General features: G+C 62.1%; 14 protein-coding genes. 8 read left to right on the top strand and 6 right to left on the bottom strand.

All coding sequences use genetic code 11. The features are described from left to right. The first annotated feature begins 1 nt into the window (after window position 1). Window positions 2-298 (top strand): hypothetical protein, encoded by a 297-nt coding sequence (locus C8C92_RS09810; RefSeq protein WP_099760037.1) that lies wholly within the window; start codon window positions 2-4, stop codon window positions 296-298. A gap of 1 nt (window position 299) precedes the next feature. Here C8C92_RS09810 and C8C92_RS09805 read toward each other — a convergent pair whose 3' ends face one another. Further along, complete coding sequence (locus C8C92_RS09805; protein ID WP_133250729.1) at window positions 300-818, bottom strand: hypothetical protein; 519 nt, start codon at window positions 816-818, stop codon at window positions 300-302. 162 nt (window positions 819-980) lie between these two features. On the opposite strand from C8C92_RS09805, the gene C8C92_RS09800 reads away from it, so the two are divergent. From C8C92_RS09800 to C8C92_RS09790, 3 genes are all read left to right on the top strand, one after another. After that, a complete protein-coding gene (locus C8C92_RS09800; RefSeq protein ID WP_133250728.1) occupies window positions 981-1,661 on the top strand; it encodes a hypothetical protein in 681 nt (226 codons plus the stop codon). Window positions 1,662-1,760: 99 nt separating this feature from the next. Further along, window positions 1,761-4,079: a DUF3274 domain-containing protein gene (locus tag C8C92_RS09795; protein WP_116743661.1), complete on the top strand. Its 2,319-nt coding sequence runs from the start codon at window positions 1,761-1,763 to the stop codon at window positions 4,077-4,079. Window positions 4,080-4,186: 107 nt separating this feature from the next. Beyond that, window positions 4,187-5,809, top strand: coding sequence for a DUF2875 family protein (locus C8C92_RS09790; protein WP_165829351.1), 1,623 nt, complete (start codon window positions 4,187-4,189; stop codon window positions 5,807-5,809). Here C8C92_RS09790 and pbpC read toward each other — a convergent pair whose 3' ends face one another. Both pbpC and C8C92_RS09780 read right to left on the bottom strand, forming a co-directional pair. Then, a complete protein-coding gene (pbpC, locus tag C8C92_RS09785) occupies window positions 5,810-7,906 on the bottom strand; it encodes a penicillin-binding protein 1C (protein WP_116743659.1) in 2,097 nt (698 codons plus the stop codon). 17 nt (window positions 7,907-7,923) lie between these two features. Further along, the gene (locus C8C92_RS09780; protein ID WP_243420161.1) at window positions 7,924-13,680 is read right to left on the bottom strand and encodes an MG2 domain-containing protein; all 5,757 of its coding nucleotides are present in this window, start codon (window positions 13,678-13,680) and stop codon (window positions 7,924-7,926) included. Between the two features lie 470 nt (window positions 13,681-14,150). Here C8C92_RS09780 and C8C92_RS09775 point away from each other — a divergent pair, with 470 nt between their 5' ends. Together C8C92_RS09775 and C8C92_RS09770 are read left to right on the top strand one after the other, a co-directional pair. After that, on the top strand, window positions 14,151-15,179 hold the full coding sequence (locus tag C8C92_RS09775; RefSeq protein WP_116743658.1) for an OmpA family protein: 1,029 nt from the start codon (window positions 14,151-14,153) through the stop codon (window positions 15,177-15,179). A 69-nt stretch (window positions 15,180-15,248) separates the two neighbouring features. Next, window positions 15,249-16,196 carry a YihY/virulence factor BrkB family protein gene (locus C8C92_RS09770; protein WP_099760045.1) on the top strand — a complete coding sequence of 316 codons (948 nt, stop codon included), beginning with the start codon at window positions 15,249-15,251 and terminating at the stop codon, window positions 16,194-16,196. Between the two features lie 55 nt (window positions 16,197-16,251). Here C8C92_RS09770 and C8C92_RS09765 read toward each other — a convergent pair whose 3' ends face one another. The 3 genes from C8C92_RS09765 to C8C92_RS09755 all read right to left on the bottom strand — a co-directional run bounded on the left by C8C92_RS09765 (window position 16,252) and on the right by C8C92_RS09755 (window position 18,466). Then, a complete protein-coding gene (locus C8C92_RS09765; RefSeq protein WP_099760046.1) occupies window positions 16,252-17,340 on the bottom strand; it encodes an AI-2E family transporter in 1,089 nt (362 codons plus the stop codon). 177 nt (window positions 17,341-17,517) lie between these two features. Next, window positions 17,518-17,829, bottom strand: coding sequence for a BON domain-containing protein (locus C8C92_RS09760; protein WP_096234579.1), 312 nt, complete (start codon window positions 17,827-17,829; stop codon window positions 17,518-17,520). 82 nt (window positions 17,830-17,911) lie between these two features. Then, the gene (locus tag C8C92_RS09755; RefSeq protein ID WP_046682431.1) at window positions 17,912-18,466 is read right to left on the bottom strand and encodes a hypothetical protein; all 555 of its coding nucleotides are present in this window, start codon (window positions 18,464-18,466) and stop codon (window positions 17,912-17,914) included. A 269-nt stretch (window positions 18,467-18,735) separates the two neighbouring features. Between C8C92_RS09755 and C8C92_RS09750 the strand changes: the two genes are divergently transcribed. Both C8C92_RS09750 and C8C92_RS09745 read left to right on the top strand, forming a co-directional pair. Further along, a complete protein-coding gene (locus C8C92_RS09750; RefSeq protein ID WP_116743657.1) occupies window positions 18,736-19,182 on the top strand; it encodes a glycine zipper 2TM domain-containing protein in 447 nt (148 codons plus the stop codon). Between the two features lie 67 nt (window positions 19,183-19,249). Then, window positions 19,250-19,402: a DUF3309 family protein gene (locus tag C8C92_RS09745; RefSeq protein WP_010396415.1), complete on the top strand. Its 153-nt coding sequence runs from the start codon at window positions 19,250-19,252 to the stop codon at window positions 19,400-19,402. Window positions 19,403-19,410 lie beyond the last annotated feature (8 nt).

Genomic DNA, 19,410 nt, shown 5'->3' with positions numbered 1-19,410 from the left:
CATGAAAACCGCCGCTCTCTTGCTGGCCGCCACCCTGATGACCGTCGGCGGCGCCTGGGTCCAAGCCCAGTCGACGACGAATGTCAACCAGACGGGCAACCACACCAATAACCCGAATGATCCGGGACAGAAATCGGACCAGTCCGACAAACTCGACAACAAAGGCAAGCTGGTGCACGACGCCAAGCCCGGCAAAACGCGCACGGACAAGCGCAGCCGCCGCGGCAAGCCCGTGGCCACGCCGGACACCCCGGCCGCCAGCGCAGCGGCCACCTCGCCACCAGCGACGCCGCGCTGAACTACAGCACGTGGCGATCGAACAGCCAGGTGCCATAGCGTTCGACAAAGACATAAGTGTTGAAATAGTGGGGCTGAGTATGACTGAGTCCCACGAACTCGACCGTCAAGCTGATGGTCTGTGCGTCATGCACGGTCCAGTTGTATAAGCGGCGCTCAAGAAGATAATTGTAGTCATCGATACGCGGCGGCTTGATCAAAGCCAGTTCGCCGTTGCGGGTCGTCACCATCCGTATCGCATGCGCAGGCTGGCGTACCGCCCCTGTTATCTGAAAAAAAACCACGACAGGATTGATGGCCGCCTTGACGACCACCAGGTCGTCGGCACGGGTGATGGCGGACAAGTCCACGCGCCGCTTGAATTTCCGGTTGGGCGCCTCATTCATGAAGCCCAGATCCAGCGCGCCTGGCACAGGCGCCGAAGCGGCGCGCATGTCATACGGCGCATCTTCCGCCTGCGCGGCTGGCAGCACGAGCGCGCCGCACAGCAGGGACAGCAATATCGATAATCGTAATGTCATGGGCTAACTCCTGCAACGATCCATGCCGCGAAACGCGCGGCCCGCTGATGCCGGTCGCAGGTGGCCCTGATGCCGCCCGCGTCTCAAGCATAAGGCAATCGTGCACTCATGAACAGTAGCCGCACGCTATCATCGCATCATTAAAAAATAACAAGGATGGCAATGAAAGCAGCATGGCAAACGATGCTTGCGGCAGGCGTACTGGCCGCCGCCGGTGCACAGGCGGCGCCCACGGTGGGCGAGTGCATGGAGCTGACGACGGGCATCAAGTTCAGCAAGAACAACGGCGACGCGCAAGTCAACGTCGAGGAAACCTTCGAGGGCAAGAAGCTCAAGGGCATCCAATTGATACTCGACGGCGGCGTCTTGCTGGCCACGTCCTACCAGGACATCCGCGACGGCCAGGTATTCCTGACCGGCATGGTCCATTACAACGAAGACGGCAGCGTGCGCAGCAAGAACGTCTACGCGCCGCAATCGGCCATCCCCGCCAACATGCGCCCCGGCCAGGAAGTGCGCGTGCAGTTCTCGGACACGCAGACGAGCACCCACTACCCGCTGGCCGGCCTGTCCGACAAGATCACCACCTCCACGCGCACGGACAAGCGCGATTTCTCGATCACCTTCCTGGGCTGGGAACGCCTGGAACTGGGAGGCCGCCGCTTCCCCGACGCCTGCAAGTTCGAACTGCGTGACGTCGGTGGCAAGAGCAAAGGCAAAAGCGGCGAATACGTGTGGTACGCGCAAGGTTACGGCGTGATCATGACGGACAAGCTGGACCGGGATGGCGAGGTGCAGCCAGCGTATCGCATTGCACTGACGAATATCCTCAGCGCGCAGTAACGCAGAAGGCCGCATTCTTTCCCGCAAAGTTTGCGCAAGCACAACTAATCCGCCATTGCGCCCCTCTACACTGTCCTGTCTGGTCAGCATGGAGCGGCGATGGCGTATCCCAAACTTCCCTACACCAGCGGCAAGAGCAGCGCCCTGCTCCATTGCGGCCGCATGCAGGATGCCATCGTGCGCATCCGCCCTGAACTGCCAGGCAACATCATCGTCATCCATGGAGTCAATGACGTGGGCACCAGTTTCGGCGCCGTGGAAAAGGGTTTATGCCAGGGACTCGACGCGCGCATGTACGGCGGCGGCCACGTGTTCACCCCAGCCGCGTACCGTATGCCGCAGGAATCCGACAAGCGTGAAGTGATCGCCGATCCGGACGCCGTGTATTTCAAGCGCCAGCCTGATGACACGACGTACAGCCCCGTGATCCCGTTTTACTGGGGCTTTCGCGAACGCAGCAACGCCAGCAAAGTGGTCAACGGCCAGAACACGGACCGCTACGGCAATCGCCTCGACAAGGACATGTCGAAGAACGGCGGCCCGTTCGGCAACGCCACCAACACCCTGCCGGACATGTGGAACAAGGGATTATTCTCTCCGTACGACGTGGGCGGCGACCCCGTGCGCCCGCTGATGACGGCGCCGGGCCGCATGTACATGGTGCTGGCCGCCAAGCGCCTGGCCGCGCTCATCGCCATGATCCGCGACTACGATAACAACGACGTGGTCTCCATCGTCGCGCACAGCCAGGGCTGTCTGATCTCGCTGCTGGCGCAGGCTTTCCTGCTCGACGAGGGCAAGCGGCCCGCCGACACCTTGATCCTCACGCATCCGCCCTACAGCCTGGTGGAAGACACATCCATGTTTTTCGGCGCAGCGGAAAAGAGCCGCATCTTCGGCGGCGGCCGGGATGCGGCAATGGAAAGCCAGTACGACGCCATCGACAACCGCCAGACCCTGCATGCGCGCCTGCAAACCTTGGCGCAGATCGTGCAAGGCGTGGTCGAAAAGAAACATGTCACGCCCGCCTTTACGCAAATCAAGGATCACGCCGTCTGCCACGGCATGGCGGGCGCGGCATGGCGCGCGGAAGCGGACCGCGACAACCGGGGCAAGGTCTACCTGTACTTCTGCCCCGAAGACATGACGGTAGCGCTGGACAATATGCTGGGCATCGGCTGGCAGGGGATACCCGACCACATCGATGGTCATGGCCTGTCCAAAACCAAGGGCAAGACGGACAAAAGCATCTGGGGTGACGGCCCCACCTATTGGGAAAAGGAATTCCAGCGCCGCCAGCCGCTGGCGGAACTGGGGGCGGGATTCTACCAGCGCGTATTCACCAACAAGCAGCGGCTCGATGCGGCTGGCAAGAACAAAGGGCCGGTGCTGGTGGGCCTGCCGCCGCACGACTTCGCCCTGCGCCTGGACGGCGAGGACGACCATACCCACGTGGCCGCAGCCAACCGTGGCCATCGCGGCAACCATGACGAGGCGCCGTGGCCGCCCGTCAAACCCAGCAAATGGAATATCTTTTCCACGGAAGTGGGACGGCGCGAAGGCTTGCGCACGATCAATGGCGAAGCGCTGCGCGTGCCCAGGGCCGCCGTGCTGGACGGTGGCGAGATCCGCCCTGGGCAATTCCCCAAGAATTCCGACCAGGCCAAGCTGCCGCGCGACCAGCAAGGACCGTGCGAAGAAGTCGATCCGATCGATGCGGCCATCGCCATTACCAGTAAAAAAGGCGTGCGAAAACTCCCGAGGGAAGTTGTCGATGACCCACGCCCCCTGCACGACCGGAAATCGGAGTACAACTATGGCCCTTTCAGTCCGTCCGCACTCAAACAGGTGGAGCAAGCTCTCAATCTGGGCAAAGAACCGGGAGACTGGCGCAAGCTGGAACGCGTGGCCCGCTACCCGCGCGGCGGCGACCTGCTGTACATCGACCCACTGGAGACCACGAACGAGGCACGCAAGCGCTGGCAAAACGAGGTCAGCCCAAAATCCTTCCACGGGGCCATCATCGGCAACGCGGACAACCACCGCAACGTGACGGCGTATGACGTGGCCATCGGCAGCGGGAAGGCGAGCAGTGATCCAAGGTTTTATGAATATTTGTGCGCCGTTGCCGACTGGCGATTACAAGGCGATATCCGTAATCCAGTGCGACCATCCATCCCCCGATGGAGTGACTTCAAGAAAAAATTTGCAATCTACCTGGCGGCAGAACCTGCGCAGCGCCAGCTCATTATCAAAGGCAATGCCGACTACTACAGCTCGGGAGTGTTGCCAGCCTTCGTGCCTGCCTTGCAGGCGGGTCTACCATCCACTGTTGTGTGTGAAACAATCAACGGCAGGCGTACCGAATCGGTCGTCACGCCAGTCGTCCACAAGCCAAGCGACGATATCCCAAAATGAAAAGTACATTTCCACGCTTACGATATCCACTCGGTGCCGCCCTCATCGTGTTGGCTCTATTTGGGTCTTTGCTGATCGGTCCGTCACCTTTCTTATTGGAGTCCACGATGCGTAGTAAATTATGGCACCACCTGCAATGGCTGTTGCTGATCCCGCCCATCGTCGCGGCTACATTGCTCGGTTCTCGCTGGCTGTATTCGTCCAAGCCTGTGGCCGTCGCACAGCCGCAAGTGCAACAAGCGGCGCCCAGCGAACAGGACAAGCGGGAATATGTGCTGGAAGTGATCGGTCTGGGCGTCACCCTGGACAAATACCGGCAGGGAAAACTGTGGGAGGCGCTGCAGAAGGGAAACGCCTATGCCAGCATCCGCGAACAGGACAAGGAAAAATACACCTGGGATGCCATGCAAAGAGCTGGGATAGCAGGTGGCCGTGGCGGCGACACGCTGGAAAATGGGGCGAGGGATACTCCCATGTATTTCGGTGTTCCCGTCTTTAACGCGGAACCACCTATCTTTAATTCGCGCATGCTGGACAGCCCCGACTCACCAGCCATAGGCCTGGCCGGTGGCGCCGCGTCATCCGGTCTGCACTGGCATCTGTTCGCCAGTGGTCCACGCCGCCTGAGCGAACATCCGGACCGCATACTGGAAGAGGTATTTGCCTTTTTCGATGCCCATCCCGACGTGCCTTACATCGTGCTCAATTCGGAAGACAGCATGCCCACGCGCGACCTGTACAGTCCTGACAACTCTCCGCCGCTCACACATGACGGCCGCTACATTCCCGAAATGCCCGACGCCTCCGCTCTGTTCGTGCTGGCCCGGCGCGATCGCATCGACGCCGTGCGGAAGTTTGCCTATGACGATGCGCCGCCAGAAGACAGCGTCGATGACTTGAATACCTACGGTGTGGCGCGGCGCCTGTATCTGGCATATGACGAATTGATGCGGGCCGTGCCCCATCCAGACAAAAAAGAAGACCCGAGTGCATTCACCCAGCGTCAGCCCTCAATCGCCGAATGGCTCCCCGTCGCAGCGCAATTCGCCCAGCGCTCGGATATTCGCGGCACGGGCAGCTTCAGCATGGTCGACAGGCTCAAGCACAAGACTTATCAGCCACCGAAAGACTGGCAACCCACACCCTGGTTTCCCCTGCCCTTCAACAAGGAGCAGCTGGCCCAACTGGACCGCCTGCCGACCTTCGGCTTCATCCACCGGCCCACGTTCGTCAGGATGGTCGACAAGGATGGCAAGCCCCTGACGCGGCGCGATCAGCGCGAACAAGCCTTGCAGGCGGGCTGGCAAGAAGCCTTGCGCAGCTTGCCGGAAGCCGAGCGGCCCGCCGCGCCGGCGCGCCTGGTCGCGGCGACGGGTGGCAATCAGGCGCAGCTGGTGGCGCTGCACAAGACCTTGCTGAAACATGCGGAAGATGGCGGCACGGAACTCGACAGCGGTAAGCCGGCGCAATGGATAGATACGGACCAGCGCCTGGGCAACACGGGCGCGGCCACCCTGTTCGTGCAGATGGCCATCGGCGTGATGGGCAGCTACCGCGATGGCGGCGTCAGCGCGGTGGTGAACCTGCGCAACCCGGACGAAGCGAGCATCGTGCTGGTCAGCCCGCCATCGGACGAAAAACGCCGTACGCAAAAACACCCGCACGGCGGCGATGTGCTGCGGCATTACGCCACGCCGGCCATCGACCCGGCGAATTATCCATCGAACTGATTATTTACCCTGTACGGCAAGCTGCGCCAAGGCATTCCCACGCACCTGAAACGCCACCTGCGCCACCGTCTTGCCGGCATCATCGACGAGGGCCAGCGCATGCTTGCCCGGCACGGGGCGCCAGCTGATGCTGTCAAGAGCCGCGCCCATGTCCTTGCCGTCGAGCACCCAGCGCAAGCCGTGGCTGCCTTGGGCCTGGAAGAACACGCGCTGCAGGGCGGGCGGGATGTCGGGGTCGATGGCGAGGATGCTATCTTCGGCCGGATACACGATGGCGGGCGGCTTCACGGTGTCGCCCAGCACGGCGATGACGGGGCTTTCCGTGCCTGCGATAAACCATTCGCGGCGCGGCGCTTCCAGCGCGGGTTGATACGCCACCATCTGCTGCAGCACGCCGGACGGCGCCTTCGGAGCATGGCTGGGCACGTTCTTGTGCAGGTAGTCCATCACGTCGCGCCAGACGGGCGCGGCGCCCGTCACGCCGGACACGTCCCACATGGGCTTGCCGTCGAAGTTGCCCACCCACACGCCCACCGTGTAGCGCGCCGAGTAGCCCATGCACCAGTTGTCGCGCATGTCCTTGCTCGTGCCCGTCTTGACGGCGCTCCAGAAATTCGTTCCCAGCTCGTTGCGCAAGCCGAAGGTCATGCTGCGCGCGGCGCGGTCGGCCAGGATGTCGCCAACGATGAAGGCGGCGCCCGCGTCCATCACGCGGCGCCTGTCCTTGCCCGCCTGCCCCGGCTGCAGGCTGGCGGTGCTGTACAGCCCGCCATTGGCCAGCGCGCGGTAGGCGTTGGCCAGTTCCAGCAGGGTCACTTCGGACGAGCCCAGCGCCAGCGAGGGGCCGTAGTATTCGGCCGGTTCCGTCAGGCTGGACAGGCCCACGTCCTTCAGGCGGTTGTAAAAGCCGTCCTGCCCCGTCAGCAGCACCGTGCGCACGGCGGGAATGTTGAGCGAGCTGGCCAGGCTGGTGCGGGCGCTGACGTAACCTTTGAAATTGCGGTCGTAGTTTTGCGGCGCATACATGCCCGACGCCGTGGCGACGTCGAGCGGCGAGTCGTCCATGACGGAGGCGGCCGTCATCAGCCGGCGCTCGATGGCCAGTTCATATAAAAATGGTTTCAGGGTGGAACCGGCCTGGCGCAGGGCCGTCACGCCATCGACGTGGCTGCCGCCCGCGTTGCCGACATAGGCAAGGACTTCTCCGCTGCGGTTGTCGAGCACGATGATGGCGCCATCGTTGACATTGCGCTCGCGCAAGGACGCCAGTTGCTGGCGCAGGTTTTCCTGCGCGAAACGCTGCAGGGGGCCGTCGAGGGTGCTACGCACGGAGGCGCCCGATTGCTTGAGCAGCTGCTGCGCCACTTGCGGCGCCGGCGCGAGGTCGGCGTACAGGGCCGTGCGCTGCAAGGCCGTCTGCACGCGCTGGCCGATCAGCTGGCAACTGCTGTCCATGCGCCACTCTTTAGCCAGCGCGCAGGCGCGCCGCGTGACGGTGGCCGACGGCGCATTTGGCGCCCGCACCAGGCTGGCCAAAATGATGCCATCGGTCTGGTTCAGGCCCGACGGCGCCTTGCCGAACAGGCTGTACGAGGCGGAGGCGATGCCCTGCAGCTCGCCGCGGAACGACACCAGGTTCAGATACGCTTCAAAAATCTGCGCCTTGCTCCAGCTATCCTCGATGGCTTGCGCCGCGCGCATCTGGTCCCATTTCTGGCGCAGGCTGCGTCCGCCCGCGGATGCCTGCAAGTCCGCATCGAGCTGGCCCGCCAGCTGCATGGTGATGGTCGAGGCGCCCCGAGGCTTTTTCGAAAACAGATTGTCCCAGGCGGCCGTGGCCAGCGCGGACACATCCACGCCGCCATGGCGCATGAAGCGCTGGTCTTCCGCCAGCAGCACGGCCTGCTGCACGGCCGGTGAGATATCGGCCAGCGGCACCCACGGCAAGCGCCGCACCTTCATGTCCACGCGTAACGATTGCAGGGGCGCGCCGCTGCGGTCCAGCAACTGCGCTTCCGAGCTGCGGTAGGCGGCTTGCACCTGGGCCGGCGTCAATATCGCTTCAGCGAAAACCGGGCCGGCCAGCAGGCCGCCCATCAGTAAAACAAACCCTTTCACTGCGCCACCTTCACGTTCGCGTTCGGCGACTCGCCAAACATTTCGGGCGAATACATGGCTTCGATGCGCGTGGCCGGCAGGCTGAAATCCCCGGCATTGTTCAGGCGCACCGTGTATTCCACGCTCCACGTGCCTTTTGGTACAAACGCGTAATACGCGCGGAAGGCGTCGAAGGCCCGTTCCTCGAACGTGGGCCAGACCCAGCCCGTGGATTTTTCACCGGCCGTCAGCAGCTGCGAATCGCGGCCCAGACCATTGCCCAGCACGGTAGCGCTGGCGGGGATCGGATCGTCGACCACCACCCAGCTCATGTCTGCCTGCGCCGACAAATCCAGGCGCACGCGGTAGACATCGCCGCGCGACCAGTGGTCAGTAGTTTTCTGTTCCACTGGCGTAATGGTTTTCTTGATCGTGTAGCCGCTGGAGACGGGCGCCTTGAGCGGGATGGCCGCCAGGCTTTGCACGGTGGCCCACGGTTTGCCGGTGCCGCTGTGCGCCAGGCCCAGGCTGTCCGTGCCCTTCGGCCACGCCTGCAGCACGGGTCCGACCTTCGCCGCACCATTCCACACGAGCGCTTGCGTATCGCCGCCCAGCTTGACGGCGCTGGCGCCCGTCACTGGCGTGGATTCGAACTTGGCCGAGAATTTACTGATGGCCAAGGTGCCCCAGGCGTTGGCCACCGTGGTATCCCAGCGGCCCTTTTTCTGGCGGCCCATGCTGCCGCGCACCACGCGGCCGATATCATCTTTCCACGCCGGGTCGTCCATCACGGCCAGCAACAGGCGGTTGGCGTTGACGTCGCCGGACACCATCAGCCACCACCAGTTATCCTTGCGCTCGGTGGAAAAGCCCATGGTCGTGCCCTGGAAGTTCAAACGGCTGCGCAGGATCTGCTGCGCCTCGGCCAGCAGCGCATCGCGGCGCGCCAGGCTGGGCGTGCGTTGCAGCAACAAGCTCCAGTCGATGACGGCGGAAGTGGGCCACAGGTTCGGGCTGATGCTGATGCTCTCCAGCGCATCGGGCGGCACTTTATTGGAACGCGACAGCGCTTCCAACGCAGCGAGCTTACGCACGGCCAGGTCGGTCGTGGCCAGCGCGGAATGGCGCACGATGCGCCCCTGCACGAAGGCCGTCAAGGCTGCTTCCATGCGGTTCTTCGTCTGTTCGGGAATCGCATAACCCGCTTCCCGGGTGGCCGACAACACATACGCCGTCAGGCTGTCGCTGCCCTGCTCCATGATGGGGAAGTATTTCAGCAAGCCGTCGCTGTCCAGGTAGGCCGGCAAGCTGGCGGCCAGCTTGTTCCACGCCTCCTGGTCTTGCAGGGCGATGGCCTTCGACGTATTTTGCTCGAAGCAGGTGTAGGGGTAGGCCGCCATATACTCGCGCACGCCGGGCAGCTCGCCGCCCAGCTTGGCGACAAAGCTGGTCTGGATGCCGCCGCGGCCCGGCAAGGCGCCGGCCGGCATCTGCACCGACATATTCGTCGGCTTGTCGACCTGCAGCAAGGTAGCCTGATAGGTGCGCACGGGCGTGACCTGGCCCACTTTTTGCGTGATTTTCAGCTTGTCCGTGTGGTTTCCCGCCTTCGCGCCTATCTCCCACACAATCTGTTGGGCACCGAGCGGCACCTGGTAATCCCACCCCACCTCGCGCGCTTCGCCCGCCGCCAGGCTCAAGCTCTGGCGCGGCAAGGCCTTGCCGGCCGCCGTGGCGTTCAGTTCCACGCTCAAGGAGGCGGCCGAGGTGTTGCGCACGGTAAAGCCCGCGCGCAACTGGTCGCCTTCGCGCACGAGGGTCGGCAAGCCCGACATCAGGATCAAGTCTTGCGAGCTGCGGATGTCCGTGCTGCCCGTGCCAAACAATTCCTTGCCGGCGCTGGCAATCGCCACGATGCGGAATCCCGTCAAGGAATCGTTGAGCGGCACTTGCAGCGTGGCTTCGCCCTTGGCGTCGAGCTTGACGGTGCCTTTCCAGAACAGCAGGGTATCGAACAGCTCGCGGCTGGCGCCCTTGCCGCCGCCACCGCCGGCAGGGAAGGCTTTGCGGCCGAAGTGGCGCTTGCCGATCACCTGCATCTGCGCCGTCGCCGTTTCCACCTGCAGGCTGCGCTGCGCCATCATGGTATCGAGCAATTTCCAGCTATCGTTGGGCATCAGTTCCAGCAAGCCCGTGTCGACGGCCGCCAGCGCCACTTCGGCACCGGCCGGCAAGGCTTTGCCGTCGGCGCGGCGCACGCGCACGGACACTTCCGCCTTGTCGCGCGTTTTATACACTTCCTTGTCAGACACCACCATGACATTCAGCTCATGCGCCTGCCAACCCACGTTCAGCGGCGCAATGCCCATCTTGTAGGCCGGCTTGCCCAGGTCGACCAGGGCCGTCGGCTGCACGCCATCGACACGCCCCCGCACGACAAACACGGACACATATACATTCGGCGCGTAATTCGCTTTGACAGGGATATTCACCACCGGTTCCCGGCCATTGAGCTGGCGCACATAGGTGTCGAGGATGCCTTCGCGCTCGACCGTGATCAGGGCCGTGCCCGAGCGGAACGGCATGCGCACCTGCAAGCTCGCTTCCTGGCCCGGTTCGTAGCGTTTCTTTTCCGGCAGCACATCGATACGGTCATTGTCGCTGGCGTTGAACCACCAGTCGCCGCTGCCAGCCACCCAGGTTTCGCGGTTGGCGACGGCTGCGTTGCCGGCCGCATCCTGCGTGCGGGCGCGCAACACCAGATTGCCGCTGGCGGGCGCCTTCACGTCGCACATCAACAGGCCTTTATTGTCCGTCTTGCCATTGCAAGCGGGACCGAGCTTGACCACTTCGCTGCTGTTTTCATACGCATAGAAGCCGCCGATCAGGCGGCGGCGGTGCGAATAGCTGTTGCGCTGGAAGAAATCGACGGCAACCGGGGCATTCGCCACGGGCTTGCCATTGGTACCAAGCACGGCCACCGTGAACTTGAAGGCATCCTTGCTCAAGGCCCAGGCATCGGGCTTGATACCGATCACATAGTTTGACGGCCACAGCGGTACGCGCGTGGCAACCGAGGCTGTCTCGCCATTCGCATCCTGGAACGCCATTTCCGCCACCAGGTCGCGCGGCGTGGACAGCTGGGGCAGCTGGTCGATGACGATGCGCGCGCCGCCCGCCTTGTCGAGGGTCAAGCTTTGCGTGCGCGCGGCAGCTGCGCCGGCGCCGGCTGGTCCGCCATGGCCTTCGTCCTGCCATTCGCCCTCATCGTCGTCGTAGCCCGTGCCCTGTTTCACCAGGCCTTCCTTCACGTCGCCATTGCTGAAGCTATAGTCAGGATAGTCGGCAAACGTCACGCTCTTGTCTTGCAGCACCGTGCGCAGCTTGACGGGTGCGTTCGTGGCGGCGCCGCCGGCCAGGTAGGTGATTTGCGCATCGAGGGCCAGCTGTTTCACCTGCACGGCGGGTGCTTTCGGGCCCTGCAGCACGGCTTTCATGGTCGGCACGCGGAACGCTTCCACGCGGAAACTGCCGGACGGGCGGCCCGCCATGGTGACGCTGTATTCGCCCTGCTTGGCGTCGGCGGGAATGACCCAGTCGTTTTCCGCAGTGCCGCTGGCCGACCAGCGCAGTGGTAATTGATAGTTCTGGTCGCTGCCCTGGTGCGTGATGACAACGGAGGTGGCGCTGCCGGGACCGTTGTTCTTGTCGACCAGGCTCATGCCTTCGGCCGTGTGCTTGCGAATAAAATGCTTCATGTGCACGGTTTCGCCGGCGCGCAGCAAGGTGCGGTCAAATACCGTGGCCAGCAAGGTGTTGTCGGCGCGCGTGTCGTCCGTGGGCAAATTGAAACGCCAGGCTTCGATGCCGCCCACCCAGTCCGACAGGGTAAACGTCATGTCGCCGCCGCTGCGCGCACTGATAAAGTAGCGGCCATTGTTCTTGCAGCTGGAAGCGGCCAGCTCGCCGGGGATGTGCGCCACGCCGTCCGCGCCAGTGGCGCCTTGCCACAGCAGCTTGCCGCCGCAGTCGCGCACAGCCACTTGCGCTTTCGTAACAGGCGCGCCCTTGTCGAGCGACGTCACCCACACGAGCGACGATTGCGCGCCATGCTTGAAGTGGGCCGCCAGATTCGTCACTAGCGCGGCCGTGCGTATGTAGGCCGTGGTCGGTTTGCCCAGCAGCACTTTGCCGAGGATGGGGCTGGCCAGCTCGACCACATAAAAGCCCGGTTTCAGCAAAGGAATACCGATCACTTCAAAGGTTTTTTTGCCATCGGGACGGGGCAGGCTGATGGGACGCGTACCGGACGCATCGGCCAGCACGGATTTGCTCATGTTGCCCGCATATTGCGCATACGGTTGCCAGTATTCGCCGCCGTCGCCATTGCCGGCCAGGCGCTGCATCCACTCGATGATGAACTTGTCGTCATTGTCGGGCACGCGCAAGGTGGCGCCCGTGGCGGCAGCCGAGGCTTGCGCGACTTCCTTGCCCGACAGCACAGGCTCGATATTGCGCACCGTCACGGGCAGCAAGCCGTCGCCCTTCGCTTCGATGATGCCGAACGGCGCCGGGAACTTCAGCAGCGGCGGCTGTTCACCCGTGCGCACCGTCATGGGGAAGCGCGCGCGGTTGAGCAAGGCACGGCCAGCGTCATCCGTCAACTTCGGCGGCAGGTTCAGCACAAAACTGGCTTGCACGGGGAAGGGGCCGTTGAAGGTGGCGCCATACAGGAATTCCGCCTTTTCTTCGTCTTTTGAAATCGTCGGCGCATACGTCTTGCCGCCGCCCTTCAGGGTCATGGCGCGCACCTGCGCGGCGCTCACGGGCGCGGAAAACTGCACGCGCATGGGCAGAAAGGGGATGCACTGTTCCTTCGGATTACTGCGCTCGCAGCTGAATTTGGCCGTGAAATCGGGGCGCGTCTTGTACTGCAGGGTTTGCGCCTTGTCCGTGGCAATGCCGCTGGCGCTGGCGATGCCCTCGCCCCACACCAGCGACACCTTGGCGTTGGCGGGGAAGCTGCGCTTGCATTGCAGCACGGTGACGGGCAGCGGCGGCGCGCCCTTGCTGGCGACGGGCATGCCCACTTTCCAGAGCGTACCCCGCTTCTTGAAGTAGACAGTCAGGTAGCGGTCGAGGAAGCTCTTGCGCAGGGTCAATACCTGCTCCAGTTCCTTGCCTTTGAACAGACGTACGGGAATCTTTTCATTGATGCCATCGGCGCGGCAATACGCGTTCGCGGCCACGCTGGCCTCGTTCGGCGCAGCGTCCAGGCCCAGCACGAAGATCTGGTTTTCATCGATATATGGCTGGCCGTCATACGGCACGGCCTCGACGATGGCCGGGCCTCCCGTGGAAAAGCGGTAGGACGTCGTCCCTTGCAAGGGCTTGCCCGCCAGGTCTTTCAGCCCCGGCTTCAAGGTAAAGCTGCACGCCACGCCGGCCGGCAAGTCGCGCTCGAAATCATAATTCCAGTTGCGCTCGTCGGCCCAGCGCCCCGCACCCGCCACGACGGCAGGCTCGGCCTTGCCGCAATCGATGGCGAACGGCGCGGGCAAGCCCATGTCGCCGAACGGCACCATCGGCGTGGCGAACTGGGCCCGCACCTGGCGCACGGCCTTGACCGTGCCGCTCGGTGAAAACAGGGCCACGCCGCTATCGGCCCAGGCCGGCATAGCCAGGCCCAGCGACAGCGACAGCGACAGCGACAGACATAGCCGGCCCAGCTTGCCAGACAGCGGGGAAGAAAAAGCACGGGACAGGTCAGGCACGGGTGACTCCTTGATGAAAAGTGGCGGAGCTGGCTGCGGCGCGCAAAAGTTGCCTGGAGGAAGCCACACAAGGCAAGCGAACGCGGCAGGAATACAACATCAATGTAATAGTAGTTATCAAGCTCATCATTGTTGCTAATATACAGTGGCATGCGGGTAACAAGTCGTACGATTGCCTCTTGCCACGCCCCAGGAAATGGCCGTGATTGCAAAACTTTGCCGATGCGAATTAGTTTTTTTCAACACTAAAGTCTTTGTCGTGAATCTGCAACACCATTGATATACCACAATGCTTTGTGCGCCAACGCACGGACGTTGCGAACCTGCCATCGTATTCTCTACTCCAACAGCAGTGCATTTATCGCAAGATAGCGCACCTGGAATGGTTGTCTATCTCTAGCAATAGCATGTCTGGCAGTAGTCGCATTGATGCAGCAGAGAAAATCTCTTATCAACGTTGGGAGTTACTTGTGAATAATCTAAAAAAAATCGCCGTTGCCGCCGCAGTACTGTGCTCCTCCCTCGGCGCACAGGCCCAGGAAATCAATCCCTCCTGGTACATTCAACCTAGCATCAACGCACTCAAGCCAGATTCCGACTTTGCCACGGATAAAACCGGCTATGGCGCAGGCTTGCGTTTCGGTAAGCCTGTTTCCCCGGACTGGGATATCCAGCTGGGCACGACGTACGCCCGCTCCAAAGATGGCGGTCAGCGCTACCAGCAAAATACGCTGGGCGTAGACGGCCTGTACATGTTCTCGCGTAAAGCCTTCCGTCCCTTCCTGCTGGTCGGTGCCGGCATGCAGCGCGACAAGGACACCAGCTTCGCCTTCGGTGAACGCACGAAGAGTTCGCCATACGCCAGCGTGGGCCTGGGCTTCCAGTCCAGCATCACGGATCAATTGTCCCTCCAGGCTGACGTACGCAATGTGCACGGTTTCCTGCGCGGCAATACCTTCGACCCAAGCAGCAAGTCGAACAACTACTACGTCACCGTGGGCCTGAACTTCGCGTTCGACAAACCACCTGCACCGCCGCCACCACCGCCACCACCGCCGCCAGTGCGTGAAGAAGTCGTCGTGGTCGTGCCGCCACCACCACCGCCACCACCGCCACGCTTTGAAAAAGTGACGATGGCGGCAACGGAACTGTTCGCGTTCGACAGCGCCAAGCTGGGCCCGACACAGACCAAGCTCGACGAAATCGCCCGCGTGCTGAACGCAGCGCCGGACGTCAACAACGTCGTCATCAGCGGTTATGCCGACCGCATCGGTTCGGCCAAGTACAACCTGAAACTGTCGCAACAGCGCGCTGATGCAGTCAAGGAATACCTGGTCGCCCACGGTGTCGCCGCCAACCGCCTGTCGGCCGAAGGCAAGGGTTCCACCAATCCTGTCGTCACCTGCGATAACAAGAAGCGTGCCGACCTGATCAAGTGCCTGGAACCAAACCGCCGCGTTGAAGTGGAACAAATCACCATCGAACGCCGCGTGCAGTAAGCTAACAGTGGTACGCCACTTGTGAATAAAAAAAGGGGCTCGCGCCCCTTTTTTGCATTGAAAGCCAGCATGAATTTTTCTACCCGTTATCCCAAACTGGCCGGCCTGGCGCCGTTCAGCAAGCAAATGCGCAGTGTCATCGTCTGTTCCGTCACCGAATGGCTGGAACATCGCGCCTCCAGCAAGGGCGCCGCCCTCGCCTACTACACCCTGTTTTCCATCGCCCCCATCCTCGTGCTGGTGATTGCCATCGCCGGCTTTTTCTATGGCCCGGCGGCCGCGCGCGGTGAACTGATGGGACAACTGCAGGGTTTGCTTGGCACGCAAGGCGCCGAAGCCATCCAGCTGGTGCTGGCCGGCGCGAAGAACCATGATCAGGGTCGCATCGCCACCCTCATCGCCAGCGCCCTGCTGCTGTTTGGCGCCACCAGCGTGTTTGCCGAACTGAAAGCCAGTCTCGATGAAATCTGGCAAGTACCACCGCTGAAGGAAGCGGGCGCCTGGGACATGCTGCGCACGCGTTTGCTGTCCTTCGGCCTGGTGCTGGTACTGGCCTTCCTGCTGATGGTGTCGCTGGTGGTCAACGCCGCCATGGCCATTCTCGCCAACTTCTGGGAAGGCGTGTGGAAAGACACGGCCGTGCTGTTTACCATTTTGTCGAACCTGATCGGCTTTGCCGTCATCGCCAGCCTGTTCGCCGTCATCTATAAAATGCTGCCGCGCGTGCACCTGTCCTGGCGCGACGTGCTGATCGGCGCCATCGGCACGGCCTTCATGTTTTCACTGGGAAAGTATGCGATTGGCGTATATATCGGCAATAGCGGCGTGGCCAGCAGCTATGGCGCGGCCGGTTCGCTGGTGGCCCTGCTGCTGTGGGTGTATTACTCGGCGCAAATCTTCTTCCTGGGCGCCGAATTCACGCGCCAGTTCGCCCTGCAACTGGGCAGCATGAAGGATATGCCGAAGAATGACGATGGTGATGTGCAAGTCAAGATATTGAAACGCCACCAGTCCTGAACAGACTGACGCATGTAAAAACGGCGCCTGCGGGCGCCGTTTGCATTTTAGAGAACTACTCGCCCAGCAGCTCGGCCACCACTTCCATGCCCTGCACGCGCTCGGCCACCACCTTCACCATGACGATGATGGGCACGCCCAGCAACAAGCCCCAGACGCCCCACAACCAACCCCAGAACAACAGGCTGATGAACACGGCCGTGGGATTCATGCGGGCGATGCGTCCCGTCATCCAGGTGGTGACAAAGGTGCCCACCAGGGTAGCGATGGCCATCGACGTGCCCGTCACCAGCAAGACCATTTGCAACGATTCGAACTGCAAAAAGGCGACCAGGCCCGTGGCGATGGTGATGAGCAGCGGGCCGAAATACGGCATGATGTGCAGCAAGCCGGCCACGATGGCCCACGCGCCCGCGTTTTCCAGGCCGATCACGCGCAAGGCGATCCACATCATGACGGCCAGCAAGCCATTCGTGACGAGCAGCATGAACATATAGTTCTGGATCGAGGTATTGATGTCTTCCAGGATGTGCACGGTGACCTTCTTGCGGCTCAGCGACGGTCCCGTCAGCTTGACGAGCTTGCGCTTGAAGGTATTGCCCGACAGCAGCAAAAAAAACACGAGGAAGATGACCATGGTCGCCTGGCTGAGAAAGCCCACCAGGCCCAGCGAGCCGGCCCAGACCCAGTCCATGATCTTGAAGTTGGGTGCCTCGGCGGCGGCGCGGCGGTTGTTGCGGCGGGCCTCGGCGCCGGCGGCCACTTGCTCGATTGCATTGGCCACGGCCTGCATCTTCTGGAAGGTGCTGTTCTTGCCGCCCGTGTTCTCGGCGATCAGCCGCGACAGTTTCTGTGTGGCGGCCGGCAACTCTTCCACGATGGATTCGAATTCGCCCTGCACGCGGTCGATCACGACGACGGAACCGAACAGTATCAGGGCCGTGACGATCGTGGTACCGATGGCGCGCGGCAGGCGCAGCTTTTCCAGCCAGGCAACGACCGGATTGAGGGTATAGGCAATGAAAATACCGAAGATGACGGGAATGAGGAATTTCTGCGCCCATTGCAACGCATAGATGAAGCTGACGGTGGCGATGATGCCCAGGGCAAGGCCGCGCGCATTGACATGCAGCGGCAGACGCAAGGATGCGTCCAGGTGCTCCCCGGGCATGCCGGGAGGTGGCCCGGCAGGCTCGGTGGAGGCAGCCGCCACCGGCTCGGGCGGGGTATCTGTAGGCTGGATATGCATGCGATTCCCGCGACGGTCGGTGGAGGGCCGCCGCGCCAGCCCTGGGGCTGGGCGCTGCGGCAGGTCAGGCCATTACTTGACGCGGATGTCGTTTTTCACCGACTTCACGCCCTTGACGCCACGCGTAATTTCGCCCGCTTTGGCGGCATCGGCTGGCTGGGCCACGAAGCCGCTCAGCTGAACCACGCCCTTGAAGGTTTCAACGTTGATTTCCGTCGATTTCAGGGTAGGCTCATTGAAGATGCTGGCTTTCACTTTGGTGGTGATGGCCGCGTCGTCGATGTACTCGCCCGTGCCTTCTTTGGTTGGGGTCGAAGCGCAACCTGCAACGGCGAACAGGGAAGCGATGAACAGGCCAGTAGCGATAGATTTAGTGAATTTCATGGTTTTTTCCTTAGGAGTGGTCAATCAATGTGCTCACAATGAGCTTCTTATACCAGTGTGGTGACTGTGCGCCGGATGGCGCTCAGTAGCCAAACTGGGTTTTTGCAGCCTTGATACAGTCATCCTTGGCTGCGCCGGCCAATGCATCGCATTTTTCTGTCGCGACCTTGTACTCGGCTTTTCTCTTTGCTTCACGCGCATCGCTGCGCGCTTCGATGACTTTCTTGTCTGCCTTGGCGTCAGCCAGGGCCGCCACCTTGGTGGACTTGGCCAGCTTGACGCAGACATCCTTGTCGTTGCCCGTCAGCGCATTGCAGCGGGCCAGGTCGACGTCGTAATTGGCATCGGCAATCTTGATGCGCGCCTTGGTGTAGGCACGCAGGGTATTCGTATATTGCGCCTGAGCAACTGCTTCATCGTAGGTGCGCACGGCCTTCGCTTCGGCGATGCAGACATCCTTCGGGTTGCCCGTGATTTTTTCGCACTCGGCATGCGCCAGCTTGTAATTCAGGCCCGCCTGTTCATTGGCTGCCTTGTAGGCTGCTTTCGCTTCCGGCGTGGCGGCCACTGCCTGGCCGCCCCAGGCGGCGCATGCCAGGCTGACGACGATGGCGGTGAAGAGCTTATTCTTGTTCATATTGTATTTCTCCCTGGTGGTACCAAGCATGTCTGCTTGGCATGACTACCGTTTTACGTGGATAGTCGCCGCTCTTCTGTACGCTGCCGTACACAAGTAATTTATTTTGCAAGCAGGAGGCAGACAGGGAGAAATAACAACGTTTTGCTGGGTCGCTCCAACCCACAATGCCAGATTCGACCGCAAATAAGTGCGTGCGGCAGCGTACAGACCAAGGACAGGGGCGTGACTAAGATGGCACTACACCCTCACCTCGTCAGGAGAATAAAATGAAAACCAACGCCACCTTGGCTGCACTGATGCTCGCTGCCACCGCCGTGCTCAGCGGTTGCGCCACAGGCCCTACCCAGTCACAACAGTATTACCCGGCCAACCAGCCTGAGTCCGCCATGTACGGCACCGTTGACTCCATCCAGATCGTGCAAGGCGGCGGACAGAGCAGCGGCGCCGGCGCCGTGGTCGGCGGCATCGCCGGCGCCCTGCTGGGCAATACCATCGGTTCGGGCAGCGGACGCACGGCCGCCACCGTGGCGGGCGCCGTCGCCGGCGGCGTGGTCGGCAACCAGGTGGAAAGCCGCAGGCAGCAAGCGCAGGCCTACCAGATCAGCGTGCGCCTCGACAACGGCGAATACCGCACCGTGGTGCAGGACAACGCGAATGACTTGCGTCCGGGCAACCGCGTGCGCGTCGTTGACGGCCGCGTCTACCGCTATTAATTTTCGGCGGAGCTTGCCAGCAAGCGTCCGCCATCCCGCATAAGTCGTACGATAACAAGGAGTTGCCATGGGCACCATTATTCTGATCATCTTGATCCTCGCCCTGGTCGGCGTCCTGCCTACCTGGCCGCATAGCCGCAACTGGGGTTACGGCCCCAGCGGCATCGCTGGCCTGGTCGTCGTGATACTGATCCTGCTATTACTGACGGGCAGGTTGTAAAAAAAGGC

This window comes from Janthinobacterium sp. 78 (assembly GCF_003096775.1).
GTDB lineage: Bacteria > Pseudomonadota > Gammaproteobacteria > Burkholderiales > Burkholderiaceae_D > Janthinobacterium > Janthinobacterium tructae.
Note: the sequence above shows the minus strand (reverse complement) of the source record. Positions and strands in the feature narration are given on the sequence as shown.